Genomic DNA, 18,273 nt, shown 5'->3' with positions numbered 1-18,273 from the left:
CCGTTTCCGCGGCCGATCACCCGGGCTCTATACGGCCGCTGGGCACAGGGCATCGAGGAAGAAGTGCATCAGGGCTTGCGCGGGACACGGGCATCGCACCCTCAGAGGCTCACCTGCAGCTCCGCCCGGGCGGATTGCCAGCCTTCGGACCGTCCCAGCCCGTACGCCACACCCTAGGCGGCCGCGTGTCCTGTTAAGCGGCGACACGCCGCCGCCTCTTCTGGGCCCAGCCTTCACCGACGAACCACGATGTCGTCGGCCTGCTCGTGTTGGATCCCGGCGGCGGCCAGGGCCTGGAAGACCGTGAGCCGCGCCGCCGTGGCCTCGTGCTGATGCGGGCCAGCTCCTGGCCGTACGCGTCGGCGTCGTGCTGCTCGGTGCTCACGCGGTGCCTCCCTTGTCGTCGTCTGCGTCTCGGTGGCCGGGGGCGCGCATGATGCGCCAGCTGGTGCGCGGCGCGGTGACGGCGTGGACCAGGACGACGACGGCCTGGCGGGCGGCGCCGCCCCGGACCCATGCCCCGGTGAAGCGGACCTGATCGGCCGCCCAGTCGCCCAGTCGCCGCCACGGGCGCAGTCGCCCGAGCAGGTAGCCGGCGGCGAGCGCCGCGGCTGCGGTGGCGACGACGCCCATCACGACCACCGCATCCCGATCGCGGACAGCTGCTCCATCCGCTCCCGCGTCAGCGCCGCGGCCCGGCTGCGCTGGTTCCCGATCCAGGCGCCCAGCTTGTGTTCCCGCTCCTCCTGGTCCTCGCCGACGATCCGCTCGACGTGCTTCCTCGGGACCTGAAGGTGCCCCTCACGCTCGTAGAACTGGCGGGCGGCCTCGTAGTTCAGCGCCCACTTGTCGGCCTGTGTACGGCGCTTGGGCTTCTCGTCCTCGCTGGCGGGCTCGATCCCGAGGACTTGTTCGCACATCCACTGCTGCACGGTCGTGAGCTGATCCCACCCGAGCCGCACCGACTGGACCCACCGTCCGAGATCCTCGCCCTGGCGCAGGACTTCGCCCGCTGCGGTGGGCAGCGCCTTGCCCGCGTCCAGGTGCATCCGGACCAGGTGGAAGCACCGCTGCCACATCACCGGCCACGACGGGCACCAGGACGCGTCGATCTCCTCCAGCTGCTCGCGCCGCTCGTCCGACAAGGCCCCGGCCGACGACTGAACTGGCAGCCCCTCGGCACGCCGCTGCTCGATCTCCTGCGCCTTCCGGGCGGCGGCCCGCGCGTTCTTCAGGAAGATGCCGACCTTCGCGCCCTGGTAGGTGGCGTCCAGCGGGGCCAGGAGGTGGCCGTGTTCGGCGGCCCACCCGCGCGCGGCGGACAGACCCTCCTCCCACGCGACGTCGAAGTGGGACCAGATCATGCCCAGCTTCTCCAGCTGGGCGACGCGGTCTTCGTCCATGTCGCCGCGGGCGTAGAAGCGGCGGGCGTCGGCGGTCCACTGCCCCAGCGGGAAGGAGGCGAGCGAGGCAGGCCACCCCGCGGCTTCCGCCTCCTGGCCGTCGACGGCAGGCACGCGGAACGTGAACGGCACCTTCAAATCGCCGTGCACACGGGCGTAGATGACGGCCGCCTCCACCCCACGCCGCCAGTGCTCGTGCTCCGGGTTGAGGACGCGCAGGTTGATGAACGCGGCGAGCGCGGCCGGGTCGCGGGGCGTGGAGAACTTCAGCAGAGCCTTGGCGGGGCCTCTGACGCCCCCGGGGCCCTCACCGCGCCCGCCCGTGCTCTTCCCGCTGCCGTTCTTGTAGCGGCTCGGTGCCTGTTGCTCCGCGAGGGTCTCCACGATCCGGGCGTCGTGTGCCCGCAGCGCCTCCAACAGCTTGGCCAACCCGCCGAACGCCCGGGACGTGAGCATGTTGTCCGCCGTCTCACCGGGACCGAGCAGCACCGGCACGACCAGGCTTGCCACCTTGCCCTCGCCCGGCTGCATCCGCAGCGCCCGCCCCACCGCCTGGACCAGATCCGGCATCGACCCGCGTACATCTGCCCAGTACACGGAGTCACATCTTTTGGTATCGACCCCCTCACCCAAGACCTTCACCGAGCACAAGAAGCACTTCTCCACGACGGTGCCGTCCGTGGCGATCCCGGCCGCGAACTCCCCGAGCAGCCGGCGGCGGTGGAGCGGCTTGTGATCGCCGCACAGCCAGTCCGCCCAGATCGTCGTCGGGTACAGCTCGGGGTCGGATGCGTGCAGCTGCGTGGCGACGTCGGGAAGGCCGGCCGCGAACGCCTCGGCCTCCTTCACCATGTGGTGGAAGACCAGCGTGCGGCGGAACCTCTCCTCCGCAGACGCCTTCACCAGGGCGGTCTGCAGAGCGGCAAGCCGCGCTCCGCGCACCTGGTCCGAGCGGCCCTCCGCGCCCAGGAGCTGCGCGGCCTGCAGCGCGGTGTCGGTGACGTCCACGCAGACAACCTGGTAGGGGGCGCAGATTCCCCGGTCGATGGCCTCCGAGAGCGTCAAAGTGAACGCCCTGCTGCCAAAGGGCCCATCGGGGTCGTCGTCCATGCTCGCGACCAACTCGCCCGGTGTGCCGGCCTCGTCTTCGTCCCCGAGTTGCCACAGCCGAGGCGTGGCCGTCATATACAGACGGCGCAGGGAGGGGATCTTCTGGTTGTCATGGACGACCGCCCACGGCTTCCCGATCCGGCCGGAAACCCTGTGGGCTTCGTCCACGACGATCAGGTCCCAGGCCGCCAAACCCGCAGCGTGCGCCCGCTCCAGCGTCCCCAACCCGAGCGAGGCATACGTGGCGTACACCGTGACCTTCTCCAGGCCCCGCGTCCATTCCACCAGCTCGTCTACGTCCGTGGTGTTGGGGAAGGACGCTTCCTCGCCCCGCAGCGACGACACTCCGATCCTCGGCCCCCGACGTCCGCCCTCCCACCAGGCGGCTTCGGTCTGCGCCAACAGGTCCAGCGAGGGCACGAGCACCAGCACACGGCCCGCGTGGAGCTCCTCCGCACTGCGTACCGCCACCCGGGTCTTCCCGGACCCGGTCGCCATGATCACCTGCGTGCGAAGCCCTCGCTCGGGAATACGCAACCCTGCAGGCAACTCGAGTTCCTGAAGAACCACGTCGACGGCTTCACGTTGGTGCGGCCGTAGATCCACGTCGGCTTCCCATCTGTTGGTGCGGTGGCTGAGTTGGTTCATGTGGCGTTGTAGGCGAGCTTGGCGAGTTCCAGGGCGTCGGCCAGGCTCGACTCGTCAGTGAGGTCGACGCTGACGCGGTACTCCTGGTGTTCCGTGGTGAGGGTGCGGGCCGTAGTGATGGACAGGTTCGCAAGCTGCTGATCGGTGTAAGCGAGACGGAAGTTGATGCGGCTGAGCTCCGGAAAGACATAGGCGAAGCCACCCTTTTGAGAACCCTGCCTGCGCAGTCTGAGGTACCGGCTGTAGTCCAGGGGAACACCCGGCTGGGCACCCTTGCGCTTGATTCCGTGGACGAAGGTGTTGTCCCACTCGGTCCCCAGCGTGCCCGACGAGGGGCAGGACACGGTCCGGGCACTGGTGGGGCTCAGCCCCGCCCCGGAATTGTTCGTCCGCTTCATGTCCGTGACACCGAGCTGCGGTGGACTTGGTGCCGGACCCAGCCGATCTTGGCGCCGTCGCGGTCTTCTCAGACCGGTGCACGGACACAGCCGTCACTTACATAGCCCGTAACCGATCCTGCCCTTGCGGAGCCGGGACGGTGCTCCCGCAGGGCGTCGGTACTGCGGTCTGCATTCCCGGCCAGGGCGAGGGGCTGGTTCGCGGGCAGACGGCGCCAGCGGCTGAGTGCTCCACACGCTCGCTGCAGGGATCGCTTGCGTCCGTGGCGCCCGCGTTGCCGGCCTTGCTGGCTGGGTAGGCGAGTCGGGGGTCCTGGCCCGGATCTTGGGGAGACGTCGCGGAGCGTTGCCTCGATGTTCGATTGCGAGGAGTCGGCTGCGGGCGCGACCGCGTACGCCTTGCTGGCCGGGCCCAGAGGCGACGGCCCCTCAGGTGCTTCTCGGCTGTCGCTGCGGGAGACATTGAGCTGCCGTCAGGTCGTGACTGCAGGACCGTTATCAACTTGTTCCCGACCTCAATGCAACCGTGAGTAACGCCACAGGAGAGAAGTGCCTCTTTATCCCGTACGCCCCAAGTACTCCTTCTAGATCTCTTACTTGATGACTACATACAGTCGCCGCTTGGTTGCCATGTTCAGGCAATCTTCATCTTTGTGATGGGCCGGGGTGGGATATGTGGAGGCACGTGCGTTCGCGTGGTGGGTCCGGAGCGTTGGCGGGTCTGGTCAGCGTGGCGATCGTTGTGGGACTCGCTTCGGCGGCAACCGCGACGGGCGCCCCTCGTGTCGCATCCGCGGCGACGAAGTCCGCAGATGAGGGTTCCGATGCGCAGAGGCCGAGCACGGAGGCGGCCCTGGCACAGGCCAAGCGCACCGGTAAGCCGGTGGAGGTGACGTCGCTGCGCAGTGCGAGCAGCGATGTGTATGCCACGGCCGACGGGAACCTCGAGGCGCGGGAGTACCTGCGCCCGGTCCGCGCCCGGGTGGGGGACGCGTGGAAGCCGGTCAATACCGACCTGGTCAAGTCCGCCGAGGGCGCGGTCGCGCCGAAGGTGACCACGGTGGGGCTGGAGTTCTCCGGTGGCGGGGATATGCCGCTGGTGCGCATGGAGAAGTCCGGCCGTGAGCTGGCGCTGTCGTGGCCGGGCAAGTTGCCCGCTCCGCGGCTGGAGGGGGAGACGGCCACCTATACCGATGTGCTTCCCGACGTGGATCTGCGGATGGGAGCCCAGGAGGACGGGTTCACGCAGCTACTGGTGGTGAAGTCGGCCAGGGCCGCAGAAAGTTCGGCCCTGGCGGAGTTGCGGCTGAAGCTGGCCGCGGATGGCATGGAGGTGAAGGAGACCGCCCAGGGCGAGCTCCAGGCACTGGACAAGGGTGCCAAGGGCGCGGTGTTTGAGGCGCCGAAGCCGATGATGTGGGACTCCAGCCCCGGCACGGACAGTGTGCGGGCCACCAGGTCCGCGTCATCCAGGGGTGTCGCATCGCATGACGGCGGAGCAGCGTCGCAGTCTGGGGAGGAGCCCGCGGCGGGTGAGTCCGGCAAGCTCGCACCGGTGGGGGTGGATGTCCCCGCCGGCGGCAAGGAGCTGGTGCTGACCCCGGATGCGGAGGTACTGAAGGGCAAGGGCACCACCTATCCAGTGTTCATCGATCCGCAGTGGTACTCGCCGCGTGCCTCGGCCTGGACGATGGCGTCGAAGTACTGGGATTCCTCGCCGCAGTGGAAGTTCAACGGTGATCACGACGCGGGCATGGGCTACTGCAACTGGGACTACTGCCAGCCCAACGACACCAAGCGGCTCTTCTACCGCATCCCGGTGTCCAAGTTCGCAGGTAAGACGATCCTGTCGGCCGAGTTCGTGGTCCGCAACACCTGGTCGGCTTCCTGCTCGGACCGCAGCGTGGAGCTGTGGCAGACCAAGGGCATCACGTCCGCGACAACCTGGAACTCGCAGAACGCTTCCGGATTCTGGGACAAGAAACTGTCGACGAAGTCCTTCGCCTACGGCTACCCGGGCTGCGCGTCCAAGGACGCCGAGTTCTCGGTGAAATCCGCCGTGCAGTCTGCGGCCGACGGCCGGGATTCGACAATGACGTTCGGTCTGCGCGCGGACAGCGAGGCCGACAAGTACGGCTGGAAGCGGTTCTCGGACAAGGCGTTCCTGCGGGTGAAGTACAACCGTCCGCCCTCTCAGCTGAAGATGTCGCAGCTGACGATGGAGTACGGCGGCACCTGCAAGCGGTCCGATGACGCTGCACGCGTCCGCACCCTGGGAAAGATCCACGCCAACAATGTGAAGGACCCGGACGGCGACAGCGTCTCGGTGCAGTTCCAGGCTAAGTGGGACGGCGGCAGCTGGAAGCCAGAGCGCACTACGTCGAAGAAGTCCGGCTCTGACTACACGATCAGCCTGCCCTCATCGAAGATCCCGGTAAACAAGCAGGTCAACTGGTACGCACGCGTCTACGACGGGGCGCAGTACTCGCCCTGGTCGTACGCGGGCGACCCGACCGCCTGCTACTTCGTCTACGACACCAAGGTCCCCAAGGCGCCAGCGGTGTCCTCGGGCGAATACCCGGCTTCCGACTCGGAGGACCCGAATGATCCTTGGTATGACGGCGTTGGCAAGTACGGCTCCTTCGACCTGAAGGCTGCCGACAGCGATGTGACGTCCTACCGGTATGGCATCAACACCGACCCCAGCTCGAAGAACAAGATCACCACATCCGGTGGTGCCGCGAAGAGCGCGAAAGTACTTCCCGCCAAGCCGGGGCTGAACTTCTTCACGGCCCAGGCCTTCGATACTGCGGGCAACGGGAGTGAGATCCGCACCTACCAGTACCGGGTCAAGGCCGGCCAGCCGGACCGGGCGACCTGGCAACTGGACGAGGCGGAAGGCACCGGTGAATCCAAGGGCTCCACACCCCCGCGCGCTGCGCAACTGCACGGCGGGGCAACCCTGGGAGCAGCCGGGGCGCAGGGCACAGCCCTCTCCCTCAACGGAACCGACGGTTACGCCTCCACCGACATCCCGGTGGTCAACACCAGTGGTGGCTTCGCGGTCTCGGCGTGGGTGAAACTGTCCAAGGTGCCCGAGGGGGCGGCGGTCATCGCCACCCAGCCGGGCAACCACTCGCCGGGCTTCGAGCTCTACTACTCCAAGACGTATGACCGCTGGGCGTTCAACCAGTACAAAACCGATACCGCGGATGCGGGGATCGCCCGCGCGATGGCGGATCAGCCCGGCGGTGTTGCGCCGGACAAGTGGACGCATCTGGCCGGGTCTTACGATTCCGTCCGCGACGTATTGGAACTGTTCGTCGACGGCAAGCTGGTCGGCAAGACCGCCTATGACAGCCCGTGGGAGGCACGCCGCGGCCTGCAGCTGGGAGCCGCCTCCTACAACGGTGCGCCCTCGGCGTTCTTCCCCGGCGCGGTCGACAATGTGCAGTTGTTCGACAAGCCGCTGGCGCAGGACGAGATCGACAAGCTGCACGCCCAGCAGACGGTCGGCGACCCTGGCCGCCCCGCATTGGCCATCTTCGACCTCGACGAAGCAGCCGATGCAAAGGAGATCGCCGGACATGGCGGCGTGCTGCCAGCCAAGTACAACGGCGGTGTCACCACCGGCGTCCCCGGTATCGCGGGTAAGGCCGCCACGTTCAACGGCACTGACGCCTACGCGAAGATCGGCCAGACCAACGGCCCGCACGTGAACACATCTCGCAGCTTCACCGTCTCTGCCTGGGCCAAGCTCGACAAGAAACCGGACGGCCCAGCGATCATCACCGCGCAGGCAGGCAAGGAACGCCCCGGCTTCGAGCTGTACTACTCCTCCACCTATAACCGGTGGGCGGTCAACCAGTACTCGGCTGATGCCGCCGATGCCACCCCGATCCGTGCCATGCAGCCCGAGGGCGACAGCGCCTACGTGGGGGAGTGGGCCCAGCTAGTGGGCGTGCACGACACCGTCGCCAATACCCTCACGCTGTACGTCAACGGAGCCAAAGCCGGCTCGGTCCCACTGGCCGGGGCTTTCTACGCCGACCAGTCCATGTACCTCGGGGCGGGCAGCTACAGCGGCCAGGTCGAGAACCACTTCCCGGGCACCATTGATGATGTGCGCCTGCTGGACCGACCGGTGTCGGCGGAGGAGGTGCAGCAGATGTTCAAGCAGCGGCCGCTGGTCAAGGGACGCTGGAACTTCGAAGCGACCGACGCCACCGGCTCCACCACACCGGACCTCTCGGCTGTGAAGCGTCCGATGAATCTGAGCGGCGGCGCAAAGCTCGGATCAGGAATGATCGACAACAGCGGGCTGGAGCTGAACGGAACAGACGCGTACGCGGGCACCGTGCTGTCGCCTATCGACACAAGTGCCAGCTTCACTGTCACCGCCTGGGCTCAGGCCGCAGCGATCCCGGACCACGGTGTGGCCTTGGTCAGCGGAACAGGTTTGCAGCGAAGCGGCTTCACGGTCCGATTCCAACCTGACCCCAAGGACCCTGAAGGCCTGGGCCGCTGGGAACTGACGCTCCCTGCCAAGGACAGCGCCGACTCGCCGGTCACCGTGGTGAGCAATACGGAGTTCTACGACGCGCGCGAATGGAATCACCTTGCGGTGGTCTATGACGGCTTCGCGAAGGAAGCCCGCCTCTACGTCAACGGCGTCCTGCAGGAGGTCGCCTGCGGGGATGCGGATGGCAACGGTGACGCGGACGACGCGGCCTGCCAGGACCTCATCGCCTGGGCGGACAACGTCCTGAGCTTCAAGGCGCCTATGGCCCTGCAGGTCGGCAGGGCCAGGGGTGACGCCGCAGGCAGCTACTTTGCCGGCGCCGTGGACGATGTGTGGGCCTTCCAGGGAGCGCTCAACGACAGCCAGGTCAGCGAGCTGGCCGGCTCCTGGTTCGACATCCCAACCGACGTACCCGCCGGAAGCTGACTCGGCGCCAGGGGTGCGCGCGGCCGCGCGCACCCCACCCACACCTGGCTCTTCCTCTTCTCACGTTCCGCGCCGTGTGATGCCACGAACACACACGGCGCCCGGCAGTGATGGACATATCGCGCATGAAACCTAAATCCGAACGACTTGCTCGCCCCACGTTCAGACGGCGGCTTGCTCTGGCTCTGTCGGCGGTGATGGTCGGCACCGTGCTGCAGGCCGTTGCCATACCGACGGCGGTTGCCGAAGGCACTAACCTGCCCGGTCTTCCCAAATCCGAGAAGCCCGTAGCCGGCAAGAACGGCAACAAAGCCAAACCGCGCCCCCTCTACAACAGGCCCCGAACGCCAAGCCAGCAGCTCAGGAAGACCTGGCCTAAGAGCGGCGCGGCCACCGTTGCGCTGCCCAAGGCATCAGCGAAGGACGCCAGAGAATTCGTCGAGGCCAAGGACCTGCCAGTGGCCCTCGCTCCGGCGAAGGCCGCCGCCAGTAAGACCAAAGCCCGAACTGATGCTGAGCCGCGAAGCGTCGAGACCCGGCTGCTCGAGGGCAAGCAGGCTGAACGTGCCGGAGTGAAGGGCCTGCTGTTCACCCTCACCCCCAAAGCGCAAGCCGAGCCCCGAACGACGGACGCAAAGGCGGCAGACGACGCGGGCCGGGTAGCGGTCACCGTCGACTACGCCAAGTTCGCCGAGGCCTTCGGCGGCAGCTACGCCTCCCGGCTGCGTCTGGTCGAACTGCCTGCTTGCGCCGTCACCACGCCGGGCAAGAAGGCCTGCCGTACGGCTGAGCCGATCCCGGTCGAGAACAACACCGAAAAGCGCACCCTGACGGCGAACGCCGTATCACTCAGCTCCAAGGGCCCGACGGTCCTGGCAGCCGCTGCGGACACAGGAGGGGACAAGGGCGACTACAAGGCAACCGCACTGTCGGCTTCCTCGGCCTGGAGCACGGACCTCAATACCGGCGACTTCTCCTGGTCGTACGAAATGCCAGTGCCCGAGGTCCCCGGATCACTGAGTCCGAGCGTGGGCCTGTCCTACTCCTCCGGTTCCATCGACGGCCGCACCGGCGGGACGAACAACCAGGGATCCTGGGTGGGTGACGGATTCGACCTGTGGCCCGGCTCCATCGAGCGCCGCTACAAGTCCTGTTCCGACGACGGCGCGAAGAACGCCGACGGCAACAAGCCCGGCGACCAGTGCTGGGCCTACGACAACGCCACCCTCACCTTCAACGGCAAGGGCGGTGAACTCGTCCGTGTGCCCGGTGACCCTGACAAGGACCCCAAGACCGAAGAGTTCAAGCTGAAGCAGGACGATGGCACCCGCATCGTCCGGATGGCGTCGGCGGACCGCGGCAACGGGGACAACGACGGCGAGTACTGGCGCGTCACCACACCGGATGGCACCCGCTACTACTTCGGCTACAACCGCCTGCCCGGTTGGACGGAGGGCAAAGACACCACCGACTCCACCTGGAACGCGCCCGTCTTCGGCAACAACGCGGACGAGCCCTGCCACAAGGACGCATTCGCCGATTCGTGGTGCCAGCAGGCCTGGCGCTGGAACCTTGACTACGTCGTCGATCCGCACGGCAACGCGCTCTCCTACCACTACGCCAAGGAGACCAACTCCTACGGCCGCAATCTCAAAGAAGACAGCGACACCCCCTACACCCGGGGCGGCTACCTCAAGCGGATCGACTACGGCCTGAAGTCCTCCGCCATGTTCAGCAAGCCCCAGGCCCAGGTCGTCTTCGACAACGCCGAACGCTGCCTGCCCCAGGACGGGGTAACCTGCGCCGCGGACACCATCGATACCAAGTCCTTCTACTGGTACGACACTCCCTGGGACCTGAACTGCAAGGCCGGAACCAAGTGCGACAACGGCCGTCTGGCGCCGTCGTTCTGGACCCGCAAGCGCCTGACCGACGTCACCACACAGGTCCTCAAAGCCGACGGCACCTACGGCAAGGTCGACTCCTGGAAGCTCGCCCACGACTGGGGCATGGCCGACACCGACTACCAGCTGCTGCTCAAGAGCATCCAGCACACGGGCCACTCCGCCTCCCCGGCTATCACGCTGCCCAAGACCACCTTCGACTACGAACAACTCGCCAACCGGCTCGACAAGACCGGCGACGGCGTCGCACCCTTCATCAAGGCACGTCTCTCGGACGTGGCAGATGAGTACGGCGGCCAGGTCAGCGCCAACTACTCCGCCGCCGTCTGCGACTTCGACAAACTGCCCACGCCGCACACGAACACCACACGCTGCTTCCCCCAGTACATCGGAGGCGACAGCACCACCGGCCCCGAACGGCACTGGTTCAACAAGTACGTCACCACATCCGTCACCTCCACCGACCGCACGGGCGGGGCACCCGACCAGGTCACCAAATACGAGTACCTGGGCGACGCGGCCTGGCACTTCGACGACGACGACGGTCTGACCAAGGAAAAGCACAAGACGTGGTCCCAGTGGCGCGGCTATGGCCACGTCCGGGTCCAGACCGGAGGCCAAGGCGGCGCAGATGCCATGAAATCGCAGGACGAGCACTACTTCCTGCGCGGCATGGACGGCGACCGCAAGGACACCACCGGGGGCACCAAGTCCGTCAGCGTCACGCTGGGAGAGGACGAGGGCGAGGCAATCACCGACCACGGGTCGGCGGCGGGCTTCGAGTACAAGTCCCTGAGCTTCGACAAGCCTGACGGCAAGGTCCTGAACAAGTCCGTGAACCGCCCCTGGCATCACGAGACCGCGAAGAAGGTACGTGACTGGGGAACCGTCACAGCCAACCTCACCGGCACCACGTACACCAAGGAGTGGACGTCGCTCGACAACGGTGCCGGCAGCAAATGGCGCACCACGTCCAGCACCACCACCCTGGACACCGTCGCCGGGCGGGCCAAAGAGGTTGACGACCGCGGAGACAGCGCGACCGCGGACGACAACCAGTGCACCCGCACCACCTACGCCACCAATGCCGACGACAACATCCTGAACCTCCCCTCCCGGGTGGAGACCGTCGCCAAGGCGTGCGACGCGACCGTTGACCGGTCCAAGGACGTCATCTCCGACACCCGTACCGCCTACGACGGCGGCACCTACGGTGCAGCCCCGACCAAGGGCGACGCGACAGCGACAGCGTCCTTGAAGAGCCACGACGGTGCCAAAGCCTCCTACCTCGAGGCCGGTGCCACCTACGACGGCTACGGGCGCGAACTGACCAAGACCGACCTGACCGCGAATCTCGTGGCAGACGGCGACCAGGCGCCCACGCGCACCGAACGCAAGGACGGCCGCACCACTACGACGTCCTACACCCCCGCTACAGGCCGGCCGACGCAAACCAAGGTCACCACACCGCCGGCCACTCTGCTGGACCCAGCTACGACCCAGACCACGACAACGGATCTCGATCCCGTCAGCGGCCTCCCGGTCAAGCAGACCGACACCAACGGCAACATCACCCAATACGCGCACGACGCTCTCGGGCGCTCGGCCAAGGTGTGGCTCGCCGACCGCAAGAGCAGCTCAACCCCCAGCTACGAATTCGCATACACCGTCGCAGAAGGACAGCCCGCTACGGTCGCCACCAAGACACTCGACAACAGCGGCGGCCAGATCACCTCGTACGCCCTGTACGACGGCTTCCTGCGCGAACGCCAGACCCAGGCCCCCGGCCCCGAGGGCGGGCGCGTCCTCACCGACGTCTTCTACGACGAACGCGGACTAGCAGCGAAGACTTTCGCCCCCTACTACGCCACCAAAGCCCCCACCACCTCCCTCTTCAAGCCCATCGACGCCCTGGCGGTGGAAACCCAGACCCGCACTACCTACGACGGACTGGGGCGGGAGACCGAGAACCGGCAACTCGCTGGAAACGGCGACGGCGGCAAGGTCCTCAACACCACCACAACCACCTACGGCGGCGACCGCACCACCGTGATCCCGCCTGCAGGCGGCACGGCCACCACCACGCTCACCGACGCTCGGGGCAAGACAACCGAGCTGCGCCAGCACCACACCCGCAGCGCGAGCGCGGACTACGACACCACGTCCTACGGCTTCACCCCGCGCGGTGAGCTCGAGAAGGTCACCGACCCGGCCGGCAACGACTGGACCTACAGCTACGACCAGCAGGGACGGCAAACCGAGACCACCGACCCGGACAAGGGCACAGCCAAGAGCAAGTATGACGACCGCGGCCAGCTGACCACCATCACGGACGCTCGCGAAGTGACCCTGGTCAACATCTACGACAACCTCGGCCGCAAAACCGAACTACGCGAAAGCTCCACCACCGGCACACTGCGCGCCAAGTGGGTCTACGACACCGTCACCGGCGGCAAGGGCCAACTGGCCGAGTCCACCCGCTATGCCGACGGCCAGGCCTACACCAGCAAGATCACCGACTACGACCAGCTGTACCGCGCCACCAAGACCGCCGTCGTCATCCCCGCCTCCGAAGGCAGCCTCCAGGGGACCTACCAGACCGGGACCTCCTACAAGCCCTCCGGCCTGACCGCCGCGGTCAGCTACTCGGCGGCCGGCTCACTGCCCGGCGGCTCCTTCAACTACACCTACGAAGACCAGACGCTGCGCCCCATATCCGTCTACGGACAGGGCATGACCAGCAGCACCAAGTACAGCTACACCGGCAAGCCCCTGCAGTACCAGCTCGGGCTCACCGACGCGGCGAAGAAGACCCAGGTCACCAACACCTACGAGTGGGGCACCCAACGCCTGGCCACCTCCCGCGTCGACCGTGAAGGCCAAAACGGCGTCGACCGGCACGTCACCTACGGCTACGACGAGTCCGGCAACGTCCGCTCGATGGCCGACGTCTCCCGCACCGGCACCGACAACCAGTGCTTCAACTACGACTACCTGGCCCGGCTGACCGAAGCATGGACCGAGAAGACGGCGACCTGCGCCCCGAGCCCCGCAGCGGACAAGGTCGGCGGCCCCGCCCCGTACTGGCACTCCTTCTCCTACGACAAGGTCGGCAACCGGAAAACCGAAACCCAGCACGACCCGGCCGGCGACAGCACCAAGAACATCAAACGCGACTACACCTACCCCCCGGCGGGCACACCCAAGGCCCACACCCTGACCGACGTCACCACCTCAGGCCCGACCGGTACCAGCAAGTCGGAATTCGAGTACGACAACGTCGGCAACACCAAGACCCGCAAGGTGAGCGGCGACGGCCAGAAGCTGACCTGGGATGCCGAAGGGCACCTGGCCAAGGTCACCGAGGCCGACAAGGTCACCGAGTACGTATACGACGCCGAAGGCAACCGCCTCATCGGCCGCACCGACACCGACACCACCCTCTACCTCGGCCACACCGAGCTCACCCTCACCAAGGGCGCGACCAAGGCCAAGGCCACCCGCTACATCACACTCGGCGGCAGCCACCAGGCCATCCGCAACGACGACGGCACCTTCGACTTCACCCTCGCCGATCACCACGGCACCGGCCAACTCGCCATCAACGCAGCCGACCTGGCCCTCAGCCAGAAGCGCACCCTTCCCTTCGGCGGCCCGCGAGGCGAAGCCCCCAAGGACTGGCCGGGCACCAAGGGATTCGTAGGCGGCACCGACGACACCAAAGCCACAGGCCTCACCCACCTCGGCGCCCGCGAATACGACCCGGACACCGGCCGGTTCATCTCCGTCGACCCGCTCATGGACCCGGCCGACCCCCAGCAGATGCAGGGCTACACCTACGGCAACAACAACCCCGCCACGCTCTCCGACCCCGACGGCCTGCGCCCCATGGGAGCGTGCGACCACGGAGGCGCCTGCAACGTAGGCAGCAAGAAGAAGCCCAAGTGGGAAACCTGGACCTACACCAGCAGCGGCTCCTGGTCCTGGGGCTGGTCCGCCAGCAGAAGCTCGTCCTGGACGTCCAGCAGCTACCGCTACAGCGCCACAAGCTGGCTCCACTACAACACCAAGTCCGGCTACAGCTTCGCCAACAGCGGCGTATCCAAGATCCGAAAGCCCGAGCCCAAGCGCGCCCCGACAGCCGATCCCGACATCTGGGCCATGGGCACCAACCCCAACTACGGGAGCGACAAGAAGCCCGCTGCGGTAGCTTCGGAGGATCTTTCCTGGTTGTGCCCGCCAGGCGAGAGCGACAGCAAATGCGGCTTTCGACAGTCGTACTACCGCAGTTCCGAACTCATCATGATGGTGGCTGGCGCTCGAGCGGCCAAGGGTGCGAAGGGGCAGAGGAACCCGGGCGGTTGCACCTGCTTTGTCGCCGGCACCTCAGTTCTCATGGCAGACAAGAGCCATAAGGACATCAAGGACATTGAAGTAGGCGACAAGGTTCTTGCCACTGACCCGAAGACGGGAAAGACCACAGCCCGCAACGTCACAAAAAAGATCGTCACCGACAAGGACCGAGATTTTGTTGACCTGACGATCGCCACCAAAGACGGAACGGGATCCCTCACAGCCACCGCTGAGCACCCCTTCTGGGTTCCCTCGTTGAAGCTCTGGCTCGAAGCCGGCGACCTCGAATCCGGCATTACCCTTCGCACTGACGAGGGCAAGTCGGTCAAGGTCAAGTCGGTCCGTCATCACAAGGAACACAAGCGCACATACAACCTCACCATCGAAGGCGTGCACACGTACTATGTACTCGCTGGGCAGACGCCGGTCCTCGTTCACAACAGCAATTGCGGCGGCGCCGGACGCGACTTGATTGGTGGGCAAGAGCAGTTTCATATCATTCACGGTGACAGAAAGGGTGGTGGCCATAAGTGGCCGGGACAGCCTGGGAAGACCGTGTTCCCGCGCGGCTGGGACACCGACAAGATCCTCGACACCACTATCGATGTGGCGACCAGTCCGAACAGCGTCAGGACGCAGCAGACAGGCCGAGCTGGAGCTCTGTATACGAGGAACGGGGATCCGTCGCGGTGGAAGGTTGAAGGAGTAGTGGACGGCGTGAACATCAGGGTCATCTATGAACCTGCAACAGACCGAATCGTGACCGGCTTCCCGTATCGACCCTGATGGAGGTGCAGTGGAAGCCGTAGAGTACGCCGCCAAGATCGAAGAACTGCTAGAGGAATCTCCCATCACTGCACCTTCAGTCGCAGTTGACGTGCGCGACCTTCTGGTGGCCGGAGAGTTCGCCCTAGCTTTCGACACAATGTGCTCATGGATTTACGAGGACGAGTTGTCGATCAGTGAGGAGTATTACGGGCGGCTTGTTCGGCTGTCGGCAGACCTCGGATCTCGTGATCTAATCGCGCGAATGCGTGAGCTGGTTACGGGATAAGCGAGTGGGCTCCCGTCGCCGCTTCGAATTGGGGTGCGTCGTGATCGTCTGATGCGGACCGGATCGGAGTGAGCGACCGCAAATCTGAAGCCCCGCCAGGTGCGTCCTGGCGGGGCTTCTGCGTGGGGTGACGGCAGTAGTTGACGGCAACGTCAGCGGACGGCGGCTCCGAAGAGGGGTGGTTCGTCGCCGTCGTCGGGCTTGCCGGTGATCTCGGTGGGGTTGCGGAGGGCGTGGCCTAGGAGGTCGATGGCGTCGCGCTGGAGGCGGAGCCGGACGTGGGCGTACACGGTGGCGGTAACGCCGATATGGGCGTGGCCCAACAGCTCCTTGATTACGACGAGTTCCACTCCCTGCTCCAGGAGGAGGGTGGCTGCCGAGTGGCGGAGGTCGTGGAACCGGATGCGGCGGAGGCTCACCTGGCGGAGCAGGGTGTTGGAGTGCCGGGTGAGGGTGGACCCTTCGATCGGGGCGCCGTCGAAACGGGTGAAGACGTAGCCGCTGTCCTTCCAGCTTGTCCCTGCCTCCTCGCGTTCCTGGAGCTGTTGCTTGCGGTGCTGTTCTAGCGAGCGCAGGCACGGCGTTGGCAGGGCGATGCGTCGTTCGGAGCTCTTGGTCTTGGTCGGGAGGGCTGTCAGGCCGCCGGAGTTGGTGCGCTGGAGGGTGCGTCGGATGTTGGCGGTTCTGCCGGCCAGGTCGAGGTCTTCCCAGCGCAGGCCGAGGAGTTCGCCCTTGCGGAGCCCGGTGTGCAGAGCGAGTTCGAACAGCGGCTGCAACCGGTGACCGTCGGCGGCGGCCAGGAATTTACGTGCTTCTTCGGCGGTGAGGGGTTCGAAGCGGCGGGGGCGAGTGTGCCCGTGCGGACGTTGCGGGCGACGTTGCGCGGGATCTCCTCCTCACGCACGGCGTGCTCCAGGGCGGACTTGAGGACAGAGTGCACGTAGGCCAGGGTCAGGGGCGAGAGCCGCTTGGAACAGCACTTTCCGGCGGCACAGCAGAGGGGCTCATCGCGAGCGGTGTCGAGGCCGCGGGTGCAGCGGGGCCAGCGGGTCGCCCTCGGGCAGGAAGTCGGCGACGGACCGCACCGGCGGTGCCGGCTCGACAGGCGAGGCGGCTTTGGCCATTTCCAGCATTTCGCGCGGCACCTGAAGCACCTGCGCGAGGAAGGGCAGCCACTCCCGCGGAGACCGCGTCCCGATCTCCCAACGGGACACGTCATTTCGCGTCGGCGGAACGCGCCCAGGAGCAGCCTCGGCCAGCGCCTCGGCGAGCCGCCGCTGACTCCAACCGCGCGCCAGGCGCAGCCGCCTGACCAGTTCCCCGACCGTCTCCCGCACCAGTCCAGCTTGGCAGACAGCAAGGCAGACACGCTGGCTCCTCCGCAAGGTCCATGCCAGCGAGACGCTGATCAGCAACCCCGGATCGCGTCGAGGAGAGGGCACCAAGATGGCTGAGCATGCGACACCGTGGCCAGACGGTCCCGCTATGCAGGGGCCGCGCCTGCTGCCGTGGGCCACCGCCGAGGGGAAACCCTGCTACCTCAGCAGCGACGGCCGCGGCTACCTCGCCACCCTCGCCGACAACATCGAGTCAGTACGACTCGGCATGGGCGCGGAGCTGCTGGAGTACGCCCGAGACACCACGGCCCCCGGTGCGAAGATCCTGTCGGCCACCGAATACCGCTGGCTGGCCCGCCGGTTGACCGAAGCCCTCTCCGACGCACTCCGGGTCGCCGACTCCCGCGGACAACGTCTCCCGAGCCCGCAGAGGAAGAGGAAGCGGCCGAAGGTGTCTGACTCCACGAACAACAGTTCAGAGCTCCATTGCTGGAGCTACCCGAGTCCAGAGTCTATCCATGCAATATTGTGAAGCAAGTGCAGCCCTCAGAGTCGATAGGGTGGGGAACATGCAGACAGGTGGCATCGGTGTTGCGGCTGACCGTGAGTGGATCATCAGGAATGCGAAGGGGAAGAAGTTCGTGTACGACTCGGAGGCTGAAGCGTTCGAGGAGTTGGAGGAGTACGGAGACGGTGCAGTAGTACTCACCCGGCTTGTGTACCGGGGCATGTTCAGGACCAAGCCGGTAGAGGACTGGCAGCCGGTGGAGCGCCCTGCATCCTGACCCCTCAGGCCACCCTGGCCCACCTCTTTGCTGCTGCCCCGTAGCCAGCCCGGCCCGCTTCAGCGGGCCTTGGCGGTCCTGGAGGCGAAGCCGGAAGGGCCGTTGGGTGGGGGAGCACAGCGGACCCACTGGGCCGGAGCACAGCGGAGGCTCCCACTCCGGAGCGCAGTGGACGGAGTGTCACCCGCCTTGCGCAGCAAGGCGGGTGAGCGTGGGGCGCAGCCCCACTCCAGCGCTCCGGAGTGGGAGCCTCCGCTGTGCTCCGGCCCAGTGGGTCCGCTGTGCTCCCCCACCCAACGGCCCTTCCGGCTATGAAGATGTGTTTCGGCCAGC

10 protein-coding genes and 1 pseudogene are annotated in these 18,273 nt (G+C 66.5%); 5 read left to right on the top strand and 6 right to left on the bottom strand.

The genetic code is table 11. The annotated features are described in order from the left end of the window. Positions 1 to 193 precede the first annotated feature (193 nt). The 4 genes from AB0E78_RS40025 to AB0E78_RS40010 are packed head-to-tail and all read right to left on the bottom strand — an operon-like array spanning position 194 to position 3,559. Positions 194 to 385, bottom strand: coding sequence for a hypothetical protein (locus tag AB0E78_RS40025; RefSeq protein ID WP_361844075.1), 192 nt, complete (start codon positions 383 to 385; stop codon positions 194 to 196). Further along, positions 382 to 633 (bottom strand): hypothetical protein, encoded by a 252-nt coding sequence (locus AB0E78_RS40020; protein ID WP_361844072.1) that lies wholly within the window; start codon positions 631 to 633, stop codon positions 382 to 384. The genes AB0E78_RS40025 and AB0E78_RS40020 overlap by 4 nt, the downstream gene beginning before the upstream one ends. After that, complete coding sequence (locus tag AB0E78_RS40015) at positions 633 to 3,161, bottom strand: Helicase associated domain protein (RefSeq protein ID WP_361844070.1); 2,529 nt, start codon at positions 3,159 to 3,161, stop codon at positions 633 to 635. The genes AB0E78_RS40020 and AB0E78_RS40015 overlap by 1 nt, the downstream gene beginning before the upstream one ends. Beyond that, the gene (locus tag AB0E78_RS40010) at positions 3,158 to 3,559 is read right to left on the bottom strand and encodes a hypothetical protein (protein ID WP_361844068.1); all 402 of its coding nucleotides are present in this window, start codon (positions 3,557 to 3,559) and stop codon (positions 3,158 to 3,160) included. Before AB0E78_RS40010 ends, AB0E78_RS40015 begins: the two co-directional genes overlap by 4 nt. Before the next feature lie 673 nt (positions 3,560 to 4,232). Between AB0E78_RS40010 and AB0E78_RS40005 the strand changes: the two genes are divergently transcribed. The 3 genes from AB0E78_RS40005 (at position 4,233) to AB0E78_RS39995 (ending at position 15,818) form a co-directional block, all read left to right on the top strand. Beyond that, entirely contained in the window at positions 4,233 to 8,507 is a 4,275-nt protein-coding gene (locus tag AB0E78_RS40005) for a LamG-like jellyroll fold domain-containing protein (protein WP_361844066.1), read from the top strand. A gap of 125 nt (positions 8,508 to 8,632) precedes the next feature. Next, the gene (locus AB0E78_RS40000; RefSeq protein ID WP_361844063.1) at positions 8,633 to 15,550 is read left to right on the top strand and encodes a polymorphic toxin-type HINT domain-containing protein; all 6,918 of its coding nucleotides are present in this window, start codon (positions 8,633 to 8,635) and stop codon (positions 15,548 to 15,550) included. A gap of 10 nt (positions 15,551 to 15,560) precedes the next feature. Further along, positions 15,561 to 15,818, top strand: a complete 258-nt coding sequence (locus AB0E78_RS39995) for a MafI family immunity protein (RefSeq protein WP_093853274.1) — start codon at positions 15,561 to 15,563, stop codon at positions 15,816 to 15,818. A 152-nt stretch (positions 15,819 to 15,970) separates the two neighbouring features. Here AB0E78_RS39995 and AB0E78_RS39990 read toward each other — a convergent pair. Then, positions 15,971 to 16,854, bottom strand: a pseudogene (locus AB0E78_RS39990) (site-specific integrase); the annotation flags it as partial. Next, positions 16,823 to 17,155: a helix-turn-helix domain-containing protein gene (locus tag AB0E78_RS39985; RefSeq protein WP_361844059.1), complete on the bottom strand. Its 333-nt coding sequence runs from the start codon at positions 17,153 to 17,155 to the stop codon at positions 16,823 to 16,825. The pseudogene AB0E78_RS39990 and the gene AB0E78_RS39985, both read right to left, overlap by 32 nt. Positions 17,156 to 17,303: 148 nt before the next feature. On the opposite strand from AB0E78_RS39985, the gene AB0E78_RS39980 reads away from it, so the two are divergent. Both AB0E78_RS39980 and AB0E78_RS39975 read left to right on the top strand, forming a co-directional pair. Then, a complete protein-coding gene (locus tag AB0E78_RS39980) occupies positions 17,304 to 17,687 on the top strand; it encodes a hypothetical protein (protein ID WP_361844057.1) in 384 nt (127 codons plus the stop codon). Positions 17,688 to 17,724: 37 nt separating this feature from the next. Beyond that, positions 17,725 to 17,940 carry a hypothetical protein gene (locus AB0E78_RS39975; RefSeq protein WP_361844054.1) on the top strand — a complete coding sequence of 72 codons (216 nt, stop codon included), beginning with the start codon at positions 17,725 to 17,727 and terminating at the stop codon, positions 17,938 to 17,940. Positions 17,941 to 18,273: the final 333 nt, after the last annotated feature.

This window comes from Streptomyces sp. NPDC032198, assembly GCF_040636975.1.
GTDB lineage: Bacteria > Actinomycetota > Actinomycetes > Streptomycetales > Streptomycetaceae > Streptomyces.
This window is presented reverse-complemented; position numbering and strand designations above follow the sequence as displayed.